The 19,598-nt window shown below is 48.6% G+C and carries 18 protein-coding genes; 6 read left to right on the plus strand and 12 right to left on the minus strand.

Annotated elements, in window-relative coordinates:
* Nucleotides 1–131 precede the first annotated feature (131 nt).
* Nucleotides 132–1,721 (minus strand): sodium/proton antiporter NhaB, encoded by a 1,590-nt coding sequence (gene nhaB, locus ABEA14_RS00100; RefSeq protein ID WP_345337683.1) that lies wholly within the window; start codon nucleotides 1,719–1,721, stop codon nucleotides 132–134.
* A gap of 465 nt (nucleotides 1,722–2,186) precedes the next feature.
* On the opposite strand from nhaB, the gene fadR reads away from it, so the two are divergent.
* Entirely contained in the window at nucleotides 2,187–2,906 is a 720-nt protein-coding gene (gene fadR, locus ABEA14_RS00105; protein WP_345337684.1) for a fatty acid metabolism transcriptional regulator FadR, read from the plus strand.
* Nucleotides 2,907–2,985: 79 nt separating this feature from the next.
* Here the strand turns inward: fadR and ABEA14_RS00110 are convergent, their stop codons facing one another.
* The 5 genes from ABEA14_RS00110 to sodB all read right to left on the minus strand — a co-directional run bounded on the left by ABEA14_RS00110 (nucleotide 2,986) and on the right by sodB (nucleotide 9,298).
* On the minus strand, nucleotides 2,986–3,666 hold the full coding sequence (locus ABEA14_RS00110; RefSeq protein WP_345337685.1) for a hypothetical protein: 681 nt from the start codon (nucleotides 3,664–3,666) through the stop codon (nucleotides 2,986–2,988).
* A gap of 51 nt (nucleotides 3,667–3,717) precedes the next feature.
* Complete coding sequence (locus tag ABEA14_RS00115; protein ID WP_345337686.1) at nucleotides 3,718–5,277, minus strand: SpoVR family protein; 1,560 nt, start codon at nucleotides 5,275–5,277, stop codon at nucleotides 3,718–3,720.
* Nucleotides 5,278–5,286: 9 nt separating this feature from the next.
* Nucleotides 5,287–6,552: a YeaH/YhbH family protein gene (locus ABEA14_RS00120; protein ID WP_345337687.1), complete on the minus strand. Its 1,266-nt coding sequence runs from the start codon at nucleotides 6,550–6,552 to the stop codon at nucleotides 5,287–5,289.
* 35 nt (nucleotides 6,553–6,587) lie between these two features.
* Nucleotides 6,588–8,522, minus strand: a complete 1,935-nt coding sequence (locus ABEA14_RS00125) for a PrkA family serine protein kinase (protein WP_345337688.1) — start codon at nucleotides 8,520–8,522, stop codon at nucleotides 6,588–6,590.
* Nucleotides 8,523–8,716: 194 nt separating this feature from the next.
* Nucleotides 8,717–9,298, minus strand: coding sequence for a superoxide dismutase [Fe] (gene sodB / locus ABEA14_RS00130; protein WP_345337689.1), 582 nt, complete (start codon nucleotides 9,296–9,298; stop codon nucleotides 8,717–8,719).
* Nucleotides 9,299–9,658: 360 nt separating this feature from the next.
* Here sodB and ABEA14_RS00135 point away from each other — a divergent pair, with 360 nt between their 5' ends.
* Nucleotides 9,659–10,000, plus strand: coding sequence for a Grx4 family monothiol glutaredoxin (locus ABEA14_RS00135; protein ID WP_345337690.1), 342 nt, complete (start codon nucleotides 9,659–9,661; stop codon nucleotides 9,998–10,000).
* A 65-nt stretch (nucleotides 10,001–10,065) separates the two neighbouring features.
* Here the strand turns inward: ABEA14_RS00135 and ABEA14_RS00140 are convergent, their stop codons facing one another.
* Nucleotides 10,066–10,491, minus strand: coding sequence for a 3-phosphoshikimate 1-carboxyvinyltransferase (locus ABEA14_RS00140; RefSeq protein ID WP_345337691.1), 426 nt, complete (start codon nucleotides 10,489–10,491; stop codon nucleotides 10,066–10,068).
* Between the two features lie 36 nt (nucleotides 10,492–10,527).
* A complete protein-coding gene (locus tag ABEA14_RS00145) occupies nucleotides 10,528–11,847 on the minus strand; it encodes a Na+/H+ antiporter family protein (RefSeq protein ID WP_345337692.1) in 1,320 nt (439 codons plus the stop codon).
* 248 nt (nucleotides 11,848–12,095) lie between these two features.
* On the opposite strand from ABEA14_RS00145, the gene ABEA14_RS00150 reads away from it, so the two are divergent.
* Nucleotides 12,096–12,701 carry a peroxiredoxin gene (locus ABEA14_RS00150; RefSeq protein ID WP_345337693.1) on the plus strand — a complete coding sequence of 202 codons (606 nt, stop codon included), beginning with the start codon at nucleotides 12,096–12,098 and terminating at the stop codon, nucleotides 12,699–12,701.
* A gap of 66 nt (nucleotides 12,702–12,767) precedes the next feature.
* Here ABEA14_RS00150 and rnt read toward each other — a convergent pair whose 3' ends face one another.
* Entirely contained in the window at nucleotides 12,768–13,427 is a 660-nt protein-coding gene (rnt, locus tag ABEA14_RS00155; protein WP_345337694.1) for a ribonuclease T, read from the minus strand.
* A gap of 184 nt (nucleotides 13,428–13,611) precedes the next feature.
* On the opposite strand from rnt, the gene ABEA14_RS00160 reads away from it, so the two are divergent.
* Complete coding sequence (locus ABEA14_RS00160; RefSeq protein WP_345337695.1) at nucleotides 13,612–14,478, plus strand: flagellar protein MotY; 867 nt, start codon at nucleotides 13,612–13,614, stop codon at nucleotides 14,476–14,478.
* A gap of 63 nt (nucleotides 14,479–14,541) precedes the next feature.
* Here ABEA14_RS00160 and ABEA14_RS00165 read toward each other — a convergent pair whose 3' ends face one another.
* Both ABEA14_RS00165 and gloA read right to left on the minus strand, forming a co-directional pair.
* A complete protein-coding gene (locus ABEA14_RS00165) occupies nucleotides 14,542–15,588 on the minus strand; it encodes a S1C family serine protease (protein WP_345337696.1) in 1,047 nt (348 codons plus the stop codon).
* Nucleotides 15,589–15,618: 30 nt separating this feature from the next.
* Nucleotides 15,619–16,026 carry a lactoylglutathione lyase gene (gene gloA / locus ABEA14_RS00170; RefSeq protein WP_345337697.1) on the minus strand — a complete coding sequence of 136 codons (408 nt, stop codon included), beginning with the start codon at nucleotides 16,024–16,026 and terminating at the stop codon, nucleotides 15,619–15,621.
* Nucleotides 16,027–16,318: 292 nt separating this feature from the next.
* Between gloA and ABEA14_RS00175 the strand changes: the two genes are divergently transcribed.
* Nucleotides 16,319–18,100 carry a substrate-binding domain-containing protein gene (locus ABEA14_RS00175; protein WP_345337698.1) on the plus strand — a complete coding sequence of 594 codons (1,782 nt, stop codon included), beginning with the start codon at nucleotides 16,319–16,321 and terminating at the stop codon, nucleotides 18,098–18,100.
* 75 nt (nucleotides 18,101–18,175) lie between these two features.
* Nucleotides 18,176–18,901 carry a hypothetical protein gene (locus tag ABEA14_RS00180; RefSeq protein WP_345337699.1) on the plus strand — a complete coding sequence of 242 codons (726 nt, stop codon included), beginning with the start codon at nucleotides 18,176–18,178 and terminating at the stop codon, nucleotides 18,899–18,901.
* Nucleotides 18,902–18,960: 59 nt separating this feature from the next.
* Here ABEA14_RS00180 and nth read toward each other — a convergent pair whose 3' ends face one another.
* On the minus strand, nucleotides 18,961–19,596 hold the full coding sequence (gene nth, locus ABEA14_RS00185) for an endonuclease III (protein WP_345337700.1): 636 nt from the start codon (nucleotides 19,594–19,596) through the stop codon (nucleotides 18,961–18,963).
* Nucleotides 19,597–19,598: the final 2 nt, after the last annotated feature.

Genomic DNA, 19,598 nt, shown 5'->3' on the forward strand with positions numbered 1-19,598 from the left:
GAGCTGATTTTACCCCTATGCTTGTTATCGCCAAGGCATTGACATCAAACTTTACAAATTTGCTATGGCAAACAAAACAAAAAGCCCAGCAAGAGCTGGGCTTTTCTTAGCAGACAATGAGCCTGCTTAACTTAGTGGTGACCTGAGACCGCCGATTCTGCAACAGCAGAAACATGGTTTATCAAACCTGCATCATAAAGAGCATCTGTGGCGGGTTGAAGGATCAGCACTGTCGCAACCAAGCTGACAATAAGCAATACGATGGTATAGGGCAGTGCCATCCACACCATGCGACCGTATGAGAGGCGCAACAGGGGGGCAAGAGCTGAGGTCAGCAGGAATAGGAAAGCAGCCTGGCCATTTGGCGTTGCTACGCTTGGCAGGTTGGTGCCCGTATTCACGGCGACAGCCAGAAGATCAAACTGATCTCGGCTGATGGTCCCGTTTTGCAGTGCTGTGTAGATCTCTTCGATGTAAACCGTGCCTACAAATACGTTGTCAGAGACCATTGAGAGCAGGCCATTTGCCAGGAAAACGCGCCATAACTGACCATGGCCCTCAAAGCTCAATACCCAGTCGGTTACCGGAGCAAAAAGGTCTTGCTGGATGATTACGGCAACAATAGCGAAGAACACGCTAAGCAGGGCTGTAAACGGCAGAGCTTCTTCAAAGGCTTTGCCTAGTTTGTGCTCATCAATGACGCCAGTTGCGGACGTCGCGAGAACAATCACACTCAATCCGATTAAACCTACTGCAGCCAGGTGCAGCGCCAGTCCTACGATTAACCAGACGGCAATAAAAGCTTGGACAATGAGGTTGGCTACGTCACGTTTAGTGCGTCGTTCAGTAGAATAACGTTCATAATCCTGCAGGATAGTGCGCACGGCCTTTGGCAGTCTGGCGCCGTAACCAAACCATCTGACTTTTTCCAACAGGACGCAGGTTAACAAGCCAAAGAACAGCGTTGGCAATGTCACTGGCGCTACGCGAATGGCGAAATCAATAAAATCCCAACCAGCCTTACCACCAATGATCAGGTTTTGTGGTTCACCTACCAAGGTGCACACGCCACCCAACGCAGTCCCCACGGCTGCGTGCATCATCAGGCTACGTAAGAACGCACGAAACTGCTCGAGATCATCTCGCGTCAGGTCATGCAGATTTTCATCAGCAGTATGGTCATGAGGGTGGTGAAACTCCTTACCTGAAGCCACCTTGTGGTAAATAGCGTAAAACCCAGTGGCGACAGCAATAACCACGGCGATAACGGTTAGTGCATCCAAAAATGCTGACAAGAATGCTGCTGCAAAGCAAAAAGCAAGAGAAAGCAGGGATTTGGAGCGGATCTTTATGAGTAATTTGGTAAAGATAAACAGCAGCAACTGCTTCATGAAATAGATACCTGCCACCATAAACACCAACAGTAGCAGTACTTCAATATTGGCAGTTAGCTCATGCATCACCATGTCTGGTGAGGTCATACCTAAAGCGACGGCCTCTATTGCCAATAGCCCACCAGGCTGAAGAGGATAGCATTTCAGTGCCATGGCGAGTGTGAAGATAAACTCGATGATCAGCAGCCAACCTGCTGCAAACGGACTGAAGTGGAAGACTATGGGATTGACCAGTAGAAAAACCAGAATGGTAATTTTAAACCAGTCGGGGGCTTGTCCGAGGAAGTTCCTCATAAACGCTTCGCCAAGCGTCTTTGTTTGTGGCATTAGAAGTGCTCCAGGATTATTTGCTTTTTTTTAGGAGCTGTATGTCTCTGTTGTCTGATTAACGCAGAACGAGAACGATTTCGTCAGGGCTGAAGCCAAATTGAGCAGGGTCTCAATGATTGGCCTGAAACGGTGAAGATATCGTCAATGAAGTGCTGTTCGTCGTTATTATTTTTGATTTATCGGCGAACAAAATTCATACACCAAAGAGCTACAGGCCCGGTCCTTTATAAAATTTGGTCGCTATTTTACCTACTTTTTGCCAATTGCCTACGCCGCTTGCGGTCTTTTTATTTAGATAGAGCTGGATCGCAGTAATGATGGGGATTTGAAAGGATGAATTGAGTCAAAATGTGAGTAAGTTTTTACTTTTAAAAGTTCGCTGTTGCTTGTTGGTTAAAAAAGGCATCTGGTATGATGAGTTCCTTTATACTGCTTGAAGAGTTACCTGCGACAGGACCATAAATGATAATTAAAGCCCAGAGCCCCGCGGGGTTTGCCGAAGAGTACATTGTTGACTCTATTTGGAACAACCGTTTTCCCCCTGGTTCTATTCTGCCTGCCGAACGAGAGTTATCAGAACTGATTGGTGTTACCCGGACTACGCTACGTGAAGTGCTTCAGCGCTTGGCTCGTGATGGCTGGTTAACCATTCAGCATGGAAAACCAACACGAGTGAATAATTTCTGGGAGACGTCCGGTTTAAATATTCTGGAAACGATCGCCCGACTGAATCAGGATGGTATTCCTGAGTTGGTGGACCACCTGCTTTCAGCACGCACCAACATCAGCAGTATCTATATCCGTGCGGCACTGAAGAACAGTGGTGACAAGGTTAAGCAGATTATTCTGGATGCGGGAGACATTCCTGATGATCCGGAGAAGTGTGCAGAGTTTGATTATCAGATAAACCATGCGTTGGCATTTGCGTCTAATAATCCCATCTATGTGTTGACCCTGAATGGCTTTAAAGGCCTTTATTCGCGCATTGGTGCGTATTATTTTTCACTGCCTCAGTCTCGAGATTTGCTAGGCAAGTTCTACCAGGAGATCCTGGCGCTTGCAGAGCAAGACAAGTACGACGAAGCAATCAGCGTCGTGCGTCGTTACGGTTACGAAAGTGCCAAGCTTTGGCAGAGCCTACGTGACGATGTGCCAAGTGATATTGTGGACATTGCCAGATAAAGAACCAACTGCAATACACTATCTTTTTTGGGAAGGGGTTAACCATGGGTTAACCCCTTTTTTGCTTTAGAGGCAGAAGCTAACTCTTTTTCCGAGCGGCTGTTCTTGTAGCGATAAAGCCAAACACTACAAGCATCGTCAACCAGCTGCTTGTTTCCGGGACAAGAATACGTTGCTTTAAAAGGTTTGGAATATCATCAACTTCCCAGAAGCCGCCAGTGGAAGAATCACTGTACCGCCCTGTTAGTTCATTGGGTCCCAAATCGTACATATAGCCATAGTCAGCTCCCTCACCGCCTTCTGCATCCTCCCACGTGGAAACGTCGCTCAGGAGGGCGTCATCGTCGCAGCTGAAATCCTGAATGCAAAGGTATTTATCATTTCTGGGAAAGTGATTTTCGTACCAGCCACTTAGGCTAAAACGGTGTCCACTGCCGCTTAGGGCTTTAAATGACACGGAATAATTGGTTACCAATCCGTGGCCCCAATACCAAATCCCCGCCCAGAGGGATCCAGAGCCGAATCCATATTTCGAACTAAATGCATAATCTCCATAGCTAGTACTTAATGTCGCACCAACAAGCTCCTGGGTTTCAACGTCAACATAATATTCGGATTCTAACCATATCGTCTCGATGTAGTAGTCATCCCAGTCATAGATGTCCATATATGAATCTACAGAAAACTTAATATATGAAGCGCTTGCGGCACCGCTGAAGGCGGCAGATAGAAAACAAAGGGCAATAACGAGCTTTTTCATTTTTTACTTCCTTGTTCTAAGTTGAGGGTCGACGATAAGTTTAGTAGATCTTCAAATATGTGTAGCCATATCTTTATCTTCTTTTGCTTCCTCTGCGGGAGCTGAAGGCGGACAGGTGGCTATTAGCTCGACTTTATCGTCCTCCTCAACCTGCTCAAGCTTCACTTCAAATCCCCATAGCCGGTGGAGGTGCTTAAGTACTTCATTGTAACTGGTGTCCAGGGGGATTCGTTGGTGAGGTATGTATCTCAGTGTGAGAGATCTGTCACCACGCAGGTCAACGTTGTAGACCTGAATATTGGGTTCGCGGTGGCTAAGGTTATATTGTGCTGCTAACAGTTCACGGACTTTGCGATACCCGGCATCATTGTGGATCCAACCCACCTCCATAAAGTTCTGTTTGTCATCATCCAACAATGAAAAGAGTTTAAATTCCCTGATCAACTTGGGAGAGAGAAACTGAGCGATAAAACTCTCGTCCTTAAAGTTCTCCATCGCGAAGTGAACCGTCTTCAACCAGTCGCTGCCTGCGATATCAGGGAACCATTGCTTGTCCTCTTCATCCGGCTGTTCACAGATACGGCGAATATCCCTAAACATGGCAAAGCCTAAGGCGTAAGGGTTGATACCAGAGTAGTAGGGGCTGTTGTAGGGTGGTTGAGCGACTACGTTGGTGTGCGAATGGAGGAACTCCAGCATGAAGCGGTCGGTTAATTTGCCTTCGTCATATAGGTGGTTTAGCAGGGTGTAGTGCCAGAAACAGGCCCAACCTTCGTTCATCACCTGGGTCTGTTTTTGTGGATAGAAGTACTGCGAAATCTTGCGCACAATTCTGACCACTTCTCGCTGCCAGGGCTCAAGCAACGGCGCATTCTTTTCGATGAAGTAAAGAAGGTTTTCCTGTGGCTCAGGCGGAAACCTGTTTTTTTGGGCAACGCGGTTGGCCTGCTGTTTTGGTAATGTTCTCCACAAGTCGTTGACCTGAGATTGCAGATACTCTTCACGATCCTTTTGCCGTTTCTTTTCTTCAGCCAAGGATATTTCGGTAGGGCGCTTGTATCTGTCTACCCCCTGGTTCATCAGCGCATGACAGGAATCGATCACGGCTTCAACTTCGCTGGTGCCATGACGTTGCTCGCATTCAGCGATGTAGTTTTTAGCAAATACCAGATAATCGATAATTGAGCTGGCATCTGTCCAGGTTTTAAACAAGTAGTTATTCTTGAAGAAACTGTTGTGGCCATAACAGGCGTGTGCCATCACCAGCGCTTGCATGGTGACAGTGTTCTCTTCCATTAAGTAGGAGATGCAGGGTGCCGAGTTAATCACAATCTCATAGGCCAGCCCCATTTGCCCACGTTTGTATGTTTGCTCCGTTTGAATAAAACGCTTGCCGAACGACCAGTGGCTGTAGCCTATTGGCATGCCTACACTGGCGTAAGCGTCCATCATCTGCTCTGCGGTAATTACCTCAATCTGGTTTGGGTAGGTGTCCAACCCATAGATTTTTGCGACGCGGTCAATTTCCGTTTCGTACTGTTCCAGCAGAGGGAAGTTCCAGTCTGGACCGTCATCCATTGGCGTTACATTTTTACTTTGCTTTTTAGCCATCACGCCCCCTTATGCCGCCTGCCTGCGGAACAACTCTCTAAACACCGGATAAATATCTTCGACCGCTTTAATCCGTTGCATTGCAAAAGAGTCAAACTGGTCGAGCAACTTCTCATACTCATGCCACAGGGTTTGGTGGGGTCTGTGGGTGATTTCGATATAGGTGTAGTAACGCACCAATGGCAGCAGTTTTTTACTCAATAGCTCGTAACAGTGGGGGCTATCGTCAGCCCAGTTATCACCGTCAGACGCCTGCGCTGCGTAGATATTCCACTGATCTGATGGGTATCTGTCATCGATGATCTGTTTCATCAATTTCAGTGCGCTGGAGACTATGGTGCCGCCTGTTTCCTGGCTATAAAAGAACTCGTGTTCATCTACTTCCTTGGCCTGGGTGTGATGGCGTATATAGATGACATCTATGTTCTGGTAGGTACGGGTCAAAAACAGGTAGAGCAAAATGTAGAAACGTTTGGCCATCTCCTTAGTGGCCTGATCCATCGAGCCGCTGACATCCATCAGGCAGAACATCACGGCTTTGGAGGTGGGCACGGGGCGCTTCACAAAGTTATTGAAGCGCAGATCAAAGGTGTCGATAAAAGGGGTGGCTGCAATACGCTTTTTCAGCTCATCGAGCTCTTTTTTCAGGCGCTTGATGGCCGCACTGTTTCTGGGTTTTTCGGCTTCGAGCTGTTTAAGCTCCTCTTCCAGCTCTCTGGCTTTGCGCTTCTTCCCTGAGTTCATCGCAGTACGACGGGCCAGAGACTGACGTAGTGAACGAACAATGTTGATGTTGGTCGGCACACCATCTGTGGTGTAACCCGCGCGATAAGTTTTGAATTCGGTAAGTTTGTCGAGCGTATTTTTTTTAAGGTTTGGTAGCTCCAGATCTTCGAACAGCAGGTCAAGGTACTCATCTTTGGAGATGTTAAATACGAATTGATCTTCGCCTTCACCGCTATCACTGGCTTCGCCGTCACCGCTACCACCCGCGCCACCTTGCGGGCGTTCAATTTGATCACCGGGTATAAATCTGTCGTTGCCAGGCAATACCTGTTCTCGATGACCTCCTTGACCCTGATGAAAGATAGGTTCGGAAATATCGCGTGTAGGAATACTAACCTTTTCGCCCTTGTCTGCATCAGTGACGCCTCGTTTTGAGATGGCGTCAGACATCGCCTTCTTGATTTGCTGTTTATAGCGCCTCAAGAAGCGTTGCCGGTTGACCGTGCTCTTCTTCTTACTGTTGAGTCGTCGATCAATAAAATGCGCCATCGACACCTCCCGTTAGTTGTTGGAGCCTGCAAATACTAAGTCGACTTCCTGACTCTTAGATACCACTCAGAAAGCAGGTGGACCTGTTTCTGGGTGTATCCTTTCTCCATCATACGGGCGACGAAGTCTTCATGTTTCTTCTGATCTTCGGCCGATGTTTTTGCATTGAACGAGATAACAGGTAGAAGGTCTTCCGTGTTTGAGAACATCTTTTTCTCTATCACGGTACGAAGCTTCTCGTAACTGGTCCAGTTGGGGTTCTTGCCGTTGTTATTGGCTTTGGCCCTGAGCACGAAATTCACTATTTCATTACGGAAGTCTTTGGGGTTACTGATCCCCGCTGGCTTTTCAATCTTTTCCAGCTCTGCATTCAATGCTGCGCGGTCAAATAGCTGACCAGTTTCGGGGTCTCGATAATCCTGGTCCTGTATCCAGAAATCGGCATAGGTGACATAACGGTCAAAAATGTTTTGGCCATATTCGGAGTAGCTTTCAAGGTAAGCGGTCTGGATCTCCTTACCAATAAACTCGACATATTTCGGGATCAGATAGCCTTTCAGGTGCTCCAGATATGCGTCGGCAGTTTCCTGTGGGAATTGCTCACGCTCAATCTGTTGCTCAAGCACGTAGAACAAATGCACTGGGTTGGCGGCCACTTCAGCATGGTCGAAGTTGAAGACACGGGATAGAATCTTGAAAGCGAAACGGGTGGATAGACCGCTCATGCCCTCATCGACGCCGGCAAAATCTCTGTACTCCTGGTAGGACTTAGCTTTGGGATCTGTGTCTTTGAGGCTTTCACCATCGTAGACCCGCATTTTCGAGTAGATGCTGGAGTTTTCTGGGTCCTGCAGGCGAGACAACACGCTGAATCTTGCTAGTATATCCAGTGTGCCAGGCGCACAAGGCGCGCCGACCAATTCCGAGTGCTCTAGCAGCTTGTCATAAATTCGAATCTCTTCTGAGACTCTCAGGCAATAAGGCACTTTGACAATGTAAACACGGTCGAGGAACGCCTCATTGTTCTTATTGTTTCGGAAGCTCTGCCACTCAGATTCATTGGAGTGAGCGAGAATGATACCGCGATACGGCAATGCCGACAGACCCTCTGTCGGGTTGTAATTTCCTTCCTGAGTCGCCGTCAGCAACGGATGCAGCACCTTGATGGGTGCTTTAAACATCTCGACAAACTCCATCAGCCCCTGGTTTGCTCGGCACAGGGCGCCAGAGTAGCTATAGGCATCAGGGTCGTCCTGAGAGAAGTGCTCCAACTGGCGAATGTCCACTTTGCCCACCAGTGAACTGATGTCCTGATTGTTCTCATCCCCTGGTTCAGTTTTGGCGACGGCAATTTGGTCGAGTATCGAGGGAAATACTTTAACCACTTTAAACTCGGTGATATCACCGCCAAACTCGCGCAACCGCTTTGCAGCCCAGGGAGACATGATGCTTCCTAGGTAACGCTTAGGGATGCCATAATCTTTTTCGAGAATGTCGCCATCTTCAGCAGCGTCAAACAGACAAAACGGGTGGTCGTTGACCGGGCTACGCTGGCCTTTGACCGAGAGAGTATAGATGGGAACATGTTGCATCAGCTGCTTCAGCTTTTCCGCCAGAGATGACTTACCACCACCTACGGGACCAAGCAGGTAAAGGATCTGCTTTTGTTCCTCAAGCCCTTGGGCTGAGTGTTTCAGATACGCCACTATCTGCTCAATGGAATCTTCCATTCCATAAAACTCTTTGAATGCCGGGTACCGGGCGATAACGCGGTTAGAAAATATCCGGGACAATACGGCGTGCTGAGAGGTATCAACCATCTCAGGTTCACCGATTGCGATAAGCAGGCGTTCAGCAGCGGATGCGTACGCGCTACGGTCTTTCTTACACAGCTCGAGGAACTCTTTTAGAGAGTATTCCTCTTCCTGTGTAGCCTCATAGCGTTGTTGATAATGCTCGAAGATCCCCATTGGAAAATCCCCCCTAGAATACACGCACAAGTTACCTGGCTACTCAGGTTAGGAACCAAGCCCATACATATATAGAGTAGTCTCTGACTGATTTACTTGCGGAAAAGGTGAAAATTCTCGAAGAAATTTTGTAAAGCGGATAACAAAACGCCCCGCTAATGCGAGGCGTTTTGTGAGCTGGCGTGAATTTGTGATTAAGCGAAGTTGCTTGTCACGAATTCCCAGTTTACCAGCGCCCAGAATGCTTTCATGTAGTCAGGGCGCAGGTTGCGATAGTCGATGTAGTAAGCGTGCTCCCACAGGTCCACGGTCATCAGAGGTGTTACACCTTCTTCAGTCAGTGGTGTCGCTGCGTTTGAGGTGTTGACGATGTCCAGGCTGCCGTCAGCCTTTTTCACCAGCCAGGTCCAGCTAGAGCCAAAGTTGTTGATTGCGCTGTCAGTGAACTTAGCTTTGAAGTCCTCGAAAGAACCAAAAGCTGCGGTAATGGCTTCAGCCAGTGCGCCGCTAGGCTCGCCGCCGCCATTTGGGCTCAGGCAGTGCCAGTAGAAGGTGTGGTTCCAGATCTGGGCAGCATTGTTGAAAACGCCACCTGAAGAAGACTTCACTACCTCTTCAAGGCTCTTGCCTTCAAACTCGGTGCCTTCAACCAGGCCGTTCAGCTTAACGACATAGGTGTTGTGATGCTTGCCGTAGTGGTATTCCAGTGTCTCGGCAGAGATGTGCGGTTCCAGCGCGTCTTTCGCATACGGCAGAGCAGGAAGTTCAAATGCCATCTGTTCTTATCTCCATTTTTCAGAGCCTTTCGCAGGCTCTTAAGGGGTTGGGAATCAAAAAAGGGTTTCTTTTCTTTGCTGTGTGTTTACGTTTTTGGCTCAGCCACCTATATCTGTTGCTTAGCCTCACTACTTACGTAGATTGTTTGTTGTTCTTAAACGCATTTTCAGTGAACAAAGTTCATACAGCAAAGAAAAACAACCTCTAAGCATTCTACTGAGTTATTGGAAAGTGTGAAGTAGGTACGCAAAAAATTATCTCAGCGCAAAGAAAGCCCATAAAAATTGTGTGCTGAAATTTCGTGATCAACCCCGTACAATGGGCCCAATTGCAGATTTAGTTATTATCAGAGAGAGACCATGGAAACGATCGAACGTATTAAGAAACAGATCGCCGAGAACCCAATTCTTCTGTACATGAAAGGCTCACCTAAGTTGCCAAGCTGTGGCTTTTCTTCTCAGGCTGCACAGGTGGTGATGTCATGTGGCGAAAAGTTTGCCTACGTTGATATCCTGCAGAACCCGGAAATTCGTGCTGAATTGCCAAAGTATGCAAACTGGCCAACGTTTCCACAGCTCTGGATTGACGGTGAGCTGATTGGCGGTTGCGACATTATGGTTGAGATGTTCCAGAAAGGTGAGCTTCAACCTCTGGTCAAAGAGACCGCAGATAAATATCGTACCGAAGAACCAGAAGCTTAATAAGCGACTTGTTCGAAGATAAAAAAACCGGCGTAAGCCGGTTTTTTTATCTGTTCGGATTGGCATTAGTTGCTGTTAAACCAATCCCAAATCCCAAGTGAGTGGTCAGGAAATAGATCGATGCCTGCCGCAGATTTCAGTAGATAAAGCCCCAGCAGACCAATCAGCAATCCGACACAGACAAACCCTGTGAGCATAGCGGCAGATATCAGGTTGTGAATTCGCTTTTGGCCTGGTGTCAGGTGCCTGCGGTTTCGGCCAAACAGCATCACATAGTAGTAACGGTGTCGCCAACCACGGAATGAGCCGCGCACATCAACGGCATGTTCGCCCCAGCCGCGAGAGCCCACGGCAACCTTCAGGTGCATTAGCTGCTCTTCTGTGAAACTCTCCTGAACAGAGTGAGGCATGCGTTCAAATAGTCGAAGGATGACAGGATCATCTATCAAAGAGCCTGCTGTTTTCGATTCTCTATTTTTCATTGATTCCATTCTCTACTGCTTAATACATCTATGGAAACCATTGGCTTAAAGAACCATGGCCGCCAACCAACCAAATGCTAAGAGCGGTAGGTTGTAATGGATAAAGGTAGGAACCACGGTATCCCATATGTGGTCGTGTTGGCCGTCAACATTTAACCCTGAGGTTGGTCCTAGCGTTGAATCTGATGCCGGTGAACCTGCATCTCCAAGTGCTGCCGCTGTGCCTACCAATGCGATGGTTGCTGGCACTGAGAAACCAAGCGAGATAGCCAGCGGCACATACAGCGTAGCAATCACTGGAATTGTCGAGAATGATGAACCGATGCCCATAGTAATCAACAACCCAATCACCAGCATGGTGATGGCGGCCAGAGCCTTGTTCTCGCCCATATGCCCCGAAACTACGGCTATCAGACTATCGACATCACCTGTGGTTTTCATAACGGCGGCAAAACCAGCGGCGCTGATCATGATAAAGCCGATCATGCCCATCATTCTCACCCCTTGGGTAAACAGGGCGTGGGTTTGAGTTAACTTAATACTTTGACCGATCCAAAGCACAATCAGGCCAGTCAGCGAACCAATAACAATAGATTCGGTGTACAGCTGAATGCCCAAAGCACAAACAATTGCAGCCAATGGAGCCCAGAGCTGGCGCTCTTCTTCACCGCTTGATTCAGGCTCGACAGCTTTGATTGCCGCTTCATCATAGTGGCGCTGTTTGCGGTAAGTGAAAAAGGCGAGGGCAAGTCCCACAAACATGCCGCAAGCAGGGATTAACATCGCCGGAGCAACGTCCGCAGCCTGAACCTCCAAACCATTGGTATTCAAGTTTGTCAGCAGAATCTCATTTAAGAATATTCCGCCAAAGCCAACGGGTAGCAGCATGTATGGGGTCGTCAGGCCAAAGGTGATAACACATGCGACCAGTCTGCGGTCTAACTTCAATTCGCTCATTAGGTGCAACAATGGGGGCACCAAAATAGGAATAAACGCAATATGCACGGGGATCAGGTTTTGGCTGGAGACAGATACTGCAAGCAAGGCAAACAGCAGCAGGTGCTTGGCCCAGGCTTTTTGTCTCTCATCATTGCCACCACCAAGCCTTTTTATGACGTGTTCGGCTAAATAGTCGGTGATACCGCTATTTGAGAGGGCCGCAGCAAATGCACCTAACATGGCGTAACTAAGTGCGATGCTGGCGCCATTGCCTAGGCCGCCATTAAAAGCGGTTAATGTATCTGTAAGTGATAATCCACCAATAACCCCGCCGGCCAGCGCACTGATCACAAGCGCTATAACTACGTTTACACGTAGCAAGCTCAATCCGAGCACGAGCAGTACAGAGATAACGACTGCATTCATTGAAAAATCCAACTGTTAGCTAAGCTGTATATTGTGCGCAAGCCGCAAACTCTATGCCAGTGGAATTTGGCTTGGAGTTGACTATGTTTGGTGTCAGGATTGGTTAATAAGGAAGCGGTCAGCACGAATATCTGACTGAAATGCTTGGTTACTCGCAAGTGGATCCTTATACTCTTGCATCTGATCGGAACTGATAACAAACTCGTAGGTCGGAAGACCTAACTCATTAAATAAAATGGAGAAGCGACATGAGTGTACTCGTAGGCCGCCCAGCCCCTGATTTTACTGCTCCTGCAGTCCTGGCAAATGGTGACATTGTTGATGCGTTCAATCTGAAAGAAGCAATCAGCGGTAAGCCAGCGGTTATTTTCTTCTACCCACTGGACTTCACTTTTGTGTGCCCGTCAGAGCTGTTGGCATTCGATCACCGTATGGCTGAGTTCGAAAAACGTGGTGTTGAGGTTATCGGTGTTTCTATCGACTCTCACTTCACTCACAACGCATGGCGCAACACACCGGTAGATCAAGGCGGTATCGGTCCGGTTAAATACCCACTGGTTGCTGACATCACTCACTCTATCTGTCAGGCGTATGACGTTGAGCACCCAGAAGCGGGCGTTGCGTTCCGCGGCTCTTTCCTGATCGACAAAGAAGGCCTGGTTCGTCATCAGGTAGTTAACGATCTGCCTCTGGGCCGTAACGTAGACGAAATGCTGCGTATGGTTGATGCGCTGCAGTTCCACGAAGAGCACGGCGAAGTTTGTCCTGCTGGTTGGACTGATGGTGACAAAGGTATGGATGCAAGCCCTGAAGGCGTTGCAGCTTACCTGTCTGAGAATGCTGACAAGCTGTAAATCAGTATTTGAAATAAAAAAGGCTGCCTATTGGCAGCCTTTTTTATTCAGATTCTCTGGTCACTATCAGCCGTTGTCTTTCTCTTCTTCATCGACATCCACTACTGGCCAGCCTCCAAGGGTTTGTAGCTTATTGACGATGGCGCAGAATAGCTCCGCTGTGCGCAAGGTATCGTACGCCGCGCTGTGAGCCTGCTCATTATCAAAGTCGATACCTGCCGCTTTACAGGCTTTTTGCAAAACAGTTTGACCGTAGGCGATACCCGCTGCGGTGGCCGTGTCAAAGGTGGCAAAGGGATGAAACGGATTGCGTTTAATATTGGCTCGCGCCACAGCCGCATTTAGAAACGCATTGTCAAAAGCTGCGTTGTGAGCGACAACTATTGAGCGATGGCACTCTGCCGCTTTTTGCTGTTTGCGAACCATTTTGAAGACTTCTCTCAGTGCTTCGCCTTCGCTAATAGCTTCTCTGGCCGGGTCATCCGGATCAATACCGATAAAGGCCAATGAGCTTGGCTCAAGGTTGGCTCCTTCAAACGGCTTAACGTTGAAGTGTATCTGTTGATCAGGAGTGAGGAATCCTTCGTCATCCATTTTCAGAGTGACGGCCGCAATCTCAAGCAGTGCATCTGTATCGGCGTTAAAACCACCCGTTTCAACATCGATAACAACGGGAAAATAACCTCTGAAACGTTGCTTAAGGGCGCGTTTAACGGAATCACTCATTGGACAAATCACTACTTCTGTTAAGCCAGTTAAGCGGGGCATTATCCCAGACCGTGGTCGTAATACCAGCGGATATTGTTTTGCTCTGCTTTGTATTAGAAAACACAGATAGCGCTAAAGATTTGAGCGGTGCGGCCGATATCGGGTTAGTATCCTGTATGTACGGTAATGCATTAGGTCTGATATGAAAGTAAAGCTGTCTCTATTGGCAATCGGTTTGATGCTGAGCAATACCGCGTCTGCTGGGCTTCGCACCTATGCGGCCGGTCTTGAAGATAGCCAGTGGACTCTTGCGTCAGATACGCGTTTGGAGTGTCGACTGGAGCACAAAGTACCAAATTACGGTCAGGTGAAATTCAGTAGTCGGGCGAGCAAGCTCAATAATCTTGGGTTTGAGATGGATATGCGTCTGACCTCAGATCAGCACACTCCTGTCGAATTGCAGTCGGTTGCACCTAACTGGAAGCCAGGTCTGCCTTCTCAGCGCATTGGAGAAACCACACTCTATCGTCAATTTGATGGTTATGTGGATCAGAATGGCGCCTGGGTCATGCTGCATGAACTTGAGAAAGGGATGCAGCCCACGCTTTATTACAGCGACTGGCATCAGCGCAGGGACAAGGTTGCGGTTGGGCTTTCCTCAGTGAACTTTCGCCAGCAGTATTACAAGTTTCTAAGTTGCGTCGACCAGTTACTGCCATTTGGTTTTGAAGATATTGCTTACACTGTCCTCAACTACAAGAGCAATTCCGACCAACTCAACAAAGAATCTCAGCGCAAACTGGACATGATCGGTGAGTACTTGAAACTAGCGCCTGCGGTTGAGCTGGTGCTGGTGGACGCCTATACCGATAGTTACGGTGGCCGCTGGCATAACGAACAGTTGTCGATAAAGCGTGCTAAGTCGGTGAAAACCTATCTGGCTAAACAAGGGCTGGATGAGAGTCGGATAAAGACCGAGGGACATGGTGAGAAGCGGCATATAGCAACCAATGACACTGTTATCGGTCGCGATAAGAACCGCCGTGTGGTCATCCGTATGAGTCGCTAGCTTCTACTGAGAGTTCGATCTAATAAAAAGCCCCGATATCGGGGCTTTTTGCTGAGTGAAAGGTTACTTCTTCTCTTCCATCAGGGTCATCACTTTGCCGTCGCGAAGAATATTGATTACCAGAGGGTCACCTTCCTTCATCACCAGCATGTTTTCCCGGACTTTAAACAATGCTTCCTGATTTCTGATCTCGATTCCATTGATAGCCAGAATCACATCACCGCCTAACAGTATGGTTCTACCCAGTACCTTTACCGGTAAACGGCCCGGCTGAAGCCCGATGAGATCCGTTGGCGAGAAGGGTACAACCTGCTGAACCAGCGCGCCGTAGCCCTGGGGAATATTCAGCACTTTGGCCAGCTCTGGCGTAAGAGGGAGCGCGGTAAGGCCGGCATAGGGCAGGGTGCCTTCTTCGATGATCTCTTTTACAGTCTGACTTGCGACCGCAAAACCCAGACCTTCAAATCCACCACTCTGGCTTAGAATTCGACTGACGATGCCAACCACTTCGCCGCGCATGTTGAACATAGGGCCGCCGGAGTTACCCTTGTTGATGGCTGCATCGGTTTGAATAAACAGCGGGGTAATATCCCGAGAGACTTTTTCTGGGCCAGAATGACGGCCGCTAACGTAGCCAACTGACAAGCTATGGCTAACCCCGTAAGGCGCACCTATCACCATAATACGTTCGCCCGTACGCAAGGCTTTTGAGTCACCCAGTTTTACTGGTGTGATCCCCTCAGGCACCTTATCTAGCTTGAGCATTGCTAAATCCGCACTGTGTTCCATCCATAGGATTTTGGCGAAGCTGATCTCGCCATTCTGAAACAGAACTTTGACTTCTGTGGCGGTATCCACCACATGGGCTGCGGTAAGGACTTTACCTGACTCTGAAATCAATACACCGGATCCCAGCCCTTTAGAACTGGTACGGTTACCCGTGGTTTCCGTTTTAATCGCTTTGACGTGCAGCTCAACGACGCTGTTATTAACGCGAGCGAAAACATCGGCAACGTCACTGTTGCCCGCATTGCTTGCACATGCGGTCAACATCAATGCAATAAGCAGGGTGCCAGGCAGTGCTTTAATCGAAGCTAACATTCTGTCCATTAACGCTTTTTCCTTGTACTAATTCAGTGATTATTGGCCAAGCCCCTGGCCAGCAAACTTCTTGTTGATCAGCTCTATCTTGTAACCATCTGGATCTTCAACAAATGCGATTTCTGTGGTGCCGCCCTTTACCGGGCCTGGTTCGCGAGTGATGTTGCCGCCAGCTGTACGGATTTTTTCGCAGGCGGCATAAATATCGTCGACTTCAATGGCGACGTGACCATAGGCATTCCCAAGATCATAACTATCTGTGCCCCAGTTATAGGTAAGTTCGAGCACGGCTTCTGATTTTTCGTCGCCGTAACCGACAAATGCCAGGGTGTATTTGTACTCAGGATTGTCCGATTTTCTCAGCAGGGTCATGTCCAGAATATCGGTATAAAAATCGATTGATCGTTGTAAATCGCCAACACGAAGCATGGTATGAAGAATGCGCATGGGAAACTCCTGAGCCTGGTAAAAAACAGTGGCATATCACCGGGGTGGTGTATTACTGGAATGTTAAATAATGGTAGCAAGGATAACCTAATTCATATGGTGCGGCGAAATAAATACTAAGATCTTCCAGTCTGAAATCTGGTAATTAGTGGTAAGGTTGTCATCCCCCAGTTACTTAACTTTGCTCTAATTTTCTGAAGGTTAAACCCCGGCGTTCATAAATTTGAAATGTTACCGGCGTACATTCTTGTCTCTCCTAATAGCGTTTGTTCGAAGTAACAGGGTGGTGGAAGTGGACAGACAAGACGCCGATAGTTTTTCACAGAACGATAACCGAAATATAAAGCGTGAATTGAAAGAGCAGCTCAATTCACTTCAGCAGGCCGCGCAGCAGGAATTCGATATTGAGATCTCCGCTTCTCAAATGCTGCAGGACAAGGCCTACTTCCAGCTCGTCATCAATGAGTTAAGTGCGCTTGAGCATGACGAGATCTCAGGCATCATCGCAGAGATTAAGCAGTTGGCTGCAGATTTGAGGAAACGGCCCGACTCTGCGCCTGTAACGGCACCTGCTGCGCCGATTCAGGCCGCTGCCGTACCTCAAAAAAGTGATGATAACCAATCGAAACTGCTGATTTATGCGGTACTCGGTATGTCTGTCGTACTGCTTGCCGTTGTCATCTACTTGATGCTGATGCCGAAAACGGTCACAGCGCCAGCGACGTCTGTAGCGCCCCCTACCGTTGCTGCTACCGCGCCAGTGCAAACATCTGCACCTGCTGCAACGGCTGAGCCTAAAGGACTCACTCTGCCAGTGAGCAACCCTGTGGTGGCGTTTCGCCTTCATGGCTCCAATACCATTGGTGAAAAACTGGCGCCCGCGCTGCTTGAAGCGTACCTGAAGACTATCGGCGTAACAGAGTTTTATTGGAAGAAGGGGGCAGTCGCGGTTGAGCGTGAACTCCAGTATATCCAGGACGGAAAAGTGTTCGCCATTGAGTTGCACGCCCATGGCTCAAGCACAGGATTTAAAGGACTGAAATCAGGGAAAGCGGATATGGGCATGTCTTCGCGCCCAGTTAAACCAACCGAAATTGAAGACCTTAAAGCGGCTATCGGCGACTTAAGCAAGGTCGGCAACGAACATATCATCGGTCTTGATGGTTTGGCCGTTATCGTTAACCAGAATAACTCTATCAGTAGTTTGGACAGTGCCACGCTGGCACGGATCTTTGCTGGAGAGATCAGTAACTGGAAGCAGGTTGGCGGCGCTGATATGCCAATCAAGCTGTTTGCTCGCGACAGCAAATCAGGTACCTGGGATACGTTCAAAAACCTGGTGCTGAAGAAATATGGTAAGAAACTAGCTGAGGGCGCAACGCGGCTGGAGTCAAGCTCTGAGCTTTCGACAGGTGTTTCTGCCGATGAAGGCGCTATTGGCTTTATTGGTCTGAACTATGTGGGTCACTCGAAAGCGATCTCAATATCTGAAGGTCAAGACACTGCCGCTATTTTCCCAACACGCTTTACCGTGGGTACGGAAGACTACGCTTTGTCTCGCCGCCTGTTTTTCTACACGCCCACCACTGCATCAAACTTGATTAAAGATTTCGCCAGCTTCGCCATTTCGCGCAAGGGGCAGGATATTGTTGAAGAGATTGGTTTGATCTCTCAGAACATCAAGGTGGAGAAGGTATACGCCGCCTCTGATGCACCGGCTAAGTACAATCAGTACACCGAAAAGGGACAGCGTTTGTCGCTTAACTTCCGCTTCAATCATGGCGACAAAGAGCTCGACAACAAGGGTAAGCGAGACCTTGAACGTCTGATTAGCTACATGGAGAAGAACGCTGGCCGCCGCGTGGTATTGATGGGCTTTGCTGACAGCGTCGGTAAAGCAGATCGCAACCGCTGGTTGTCACTGAATCGTGCCCGTGTCGTTGAGCGCGAGTTGGTTTCCCGCGGTATCAACGTGCTGGAAGTGGAAGCGTTCGGCGAGGCATTGCCTGTCGCTAACAATAATAGTGAGGCGGGCAGGGCACGCAACAGACGTGTTGAGGTTTGGGTTCTTTAACATTTTCCATGGGCGTCTATTCAGATAGGTGCCCGTTTTCATTTTGAAGTTTAATTTCGCCAGCCAGGAGACGTTATGTTTGATGTATTTCGCAACCGAGCAAATGTAACCGCGGTGTTCGGGCTCTATTCTCTCGTAGAAGCTGTGCGCGTGAAGAAGAACATAGATATCGCTTTGAGCGAGTTGAAATTGCCTTCTCAAGCGGTATTGGATCAAATGATGGCCGAAGGCCTTTCGGTCGATGAGTTTAATGTTGGTGCCAGCGATGAGGTTGAAAACTCTGTAGCTGATGCATCTTCTGATGTGGTGTTACGAAAGCATCTGCACGCTGCATTTCTGGATATTGAGGCACTTCGCGAAGCGTTTTCAGGCTTCTCGATGACGCAGGGCGTTAAGCTGCGCCAGTTGTTTGAAGAGTGCAGTCCGTCGCTGCGCTTACCTTCTGATTCGCTGATGTCGATGATGGAAGGAGAAGGGTTGTCAATGCAGGAGCTGGGCATCATTGATGAGCAGAAGCTGAAAGCAAAAGCGAGTGGTATTGCTCAGAAACTGGCTGCTCACAAGCCTGCTGACGAGGACGACAAAGTGGCGAAAGCCAAAGCGGCGCTAGGTCAGGCGCTCGCGCCCAATGGTAGCGAAAAGAACAAGCTGGATGATATCAAGGCGCGTTTGAGCGGGGCGCTTCAGAGTAAACCTCAGCAACAAGATACTCAGAACGATACCGTACCAGTAGATGACGGGGAGGCGGAGCAGGTGGGTTCTCCTTCGTTAATCCCGTTTCCAGCGCGCAATGTCGGCTAGCTGAAACGCTAAGACGCAGAGGTCAGTTAACCCCTGCGTCTTGGTATTCTTCGATTGGGCTAAATCTCGGTTTTCTCTTTAAACTCGCAGAGGTCTTCAATTATGCAGCTGCCGCAGCGCGGCTTACGGGCCACGCAGGTGTAACGCCCATGAAGTATCAGCCAATGATGTACGTCCACTTTAAACTCTTTTGGCACGACCTTCAGTAACTTCTCTTCCACCTTGTCGACGTCTTTTCCCATCGCAAACTTGGTACGGTTTGAAACACGAAAAATATGGGTGTCTACGGCGATGGTCGGCCAGCCAAATGCTGTATTTAAAACTACGTTCGCTGTTTTACGGCCTACCCCCGGCAGGGCTTCAAGAGCCGCACGATCTTCAGGAACCTCTCCGCCATGTTTATCCAGTAAGATCTGGCAGGCCTTAAACACGTTTTCTGCTTTTGAATTGTAAAGACCAATAGTTTTGATATAGCCCTTAAGACCTTCAACCCCCAGTTCTACAATTGCCTGAGGTGTGTTGGCAACCGGAAACAACTTATCAGTGGCCTTGTTCACACTGACATCCGTTGCCTGCGCTGAGAGCGTTACCGCGACTAATAACTCAAACGGCGACGAAAAGTTCAGCTCAGTTTCTGGGTGTGGATTATTGGCGCGCAAGCGCTCCAGAATTTCTCTTCTTTTTTCTTTATTCATGT

The sequence above is a fragment of the Corallincola platygyrae genome (assembly GCF_039544265.1).
GTDB classification, from domain to species: Bacteria; Pseudomonadota; Gammaproteobacteria; order Enterobacterales; family Neiellaceae; genus Corallincola; species Corallincola platygyrae.

What these genes read in the sequence shown, in the direction of transcription:
- nhaB (WP_345337683.1), bottom strand. Translation starts at nt 1,721, where the DNA reads ATGCCACAAACAAAGACGCTTGGCGAAGCGTTTATGAGGAACTTCCTC.
- fadR (WP_345337684.1), top strand. Translation starts at nt 2,187, where the DNA reads ATGATAATTAAAGCCCAGAGCCCCGCGGGGTTTGCCGAAGAGTACATT.
- ABEA14_RS00110 (WP_345337685.1), bottom strand. Translation starts at nt 3,666, where the DNA reads ATGAAAAAGCTCGTTATTGCCCTTTGTTTTCTATCTGCCGCCTTCAGC.
- ABEA14_RS00115 (WP_345337686.1), bottom strand. Translation starts at nt 5,277, where the DNA reads ATGGCTAAAAAGCAAAGTAAAAATGTAACGCCAATGGATGACGGTCCA.
- ABEA14_RS00120 (WP_345337687.1), bottom strand. Translation starts at nt 6,552, where the DNA reads ATGGCGCATTTTATTGATCGACGACTCAACAGTAAGAAGAAGAGCACG.
- ABEA14_RS00125 (WP_345337688.1), bottom strand. Translation starts at nt 8,522, where the DNA reads ATGGGGATCTTCGAGCATTATCAACAACGCTATGAGGCTACACAGGAA.
- sodB (WP_345337689.1), bottom strand. Translation starts at nt 9,298, where the DNA reads ATGGCATTTGAACTTCCTGCTCTGCCGTATGCGAAAGACGCGCTGGAA.
- ABEA14_RS00135 (WP_345337690.1), top strand. Translation starts at nt 9,659, where the DNA reads ATGGAAACGATCGAACGTATTAAGAAACAGATCGCCGAGAACCCAATT.
- ABEA14_RS00140 (WP_345337691.1), bottom strand. Translation starts at nt 10,491, where the DNA reads ATGGAATCAATGAAAAATAGAGAATCGAAAACAGCAGGCTCTTTGATA.
- ABEA14_RS00145 (WP_345337692.1), bottom strand. Translation starts at nt 11,847, where the DNA reads ATGAATGCAGTCGTTATCTCTGTACTGCTCGTGCTCGGATTGAGCTTG.
- ABEA14_RS00150 (WP_345337693.1), top strand. Translation starts at nt 12,096, where the DNA reads ATGAGTGTACTCGTAGGCCGCCCAGCCCCTGATTTTACTGCTCCTGCA.
- rnt (WP_345337694.1), bottom strand. Translation starts at nt 13,427, where the DNA reads ATGAGTGATTCCGTTAAACGCGCCCTTAAGCAACGTTTCAGAGGTTAT.
- ABEA14_RS00160 (WP_345337695.1), top strand. Translation starts at nt 13,612, where the DNA reads ATGAAAGTAAAGCTGTCTCTATTGGCAATCGGTTTGATGCTGAGCAAT.
- ABEA14_RS00165 (WP_345337696.1), bottom strand. Translation starts at nt 15,588, where the DNA reads ATGGACAGAATGTTAGCTTCGATTAAAGCACTGCCTGGCACCCTGCTT.
- gloA (WP_345337697.1), bottom strand. Translation starts at nt 16,026, where the DNA reads ATGCGCATTCTTCATACCATGCTTCGTGTTGGCGATTTACAACGATCA.
- ABEA14_RS00180 (WP_345337699.1), top strand. Translation starts at nt 18,176, where the DNA reads ATGTTTGATGTATTTCGCAACCGAGCAAATGTAACCGCGGTGTTCGGG.
- nth (WP_345337700.1), bottom strand. Translation starts at nt 19,596, where the DNA reads ATGAATAAAGAAAAAAGAAGAGAAATTCTGGAGCGCTTGCGCGCCAAT.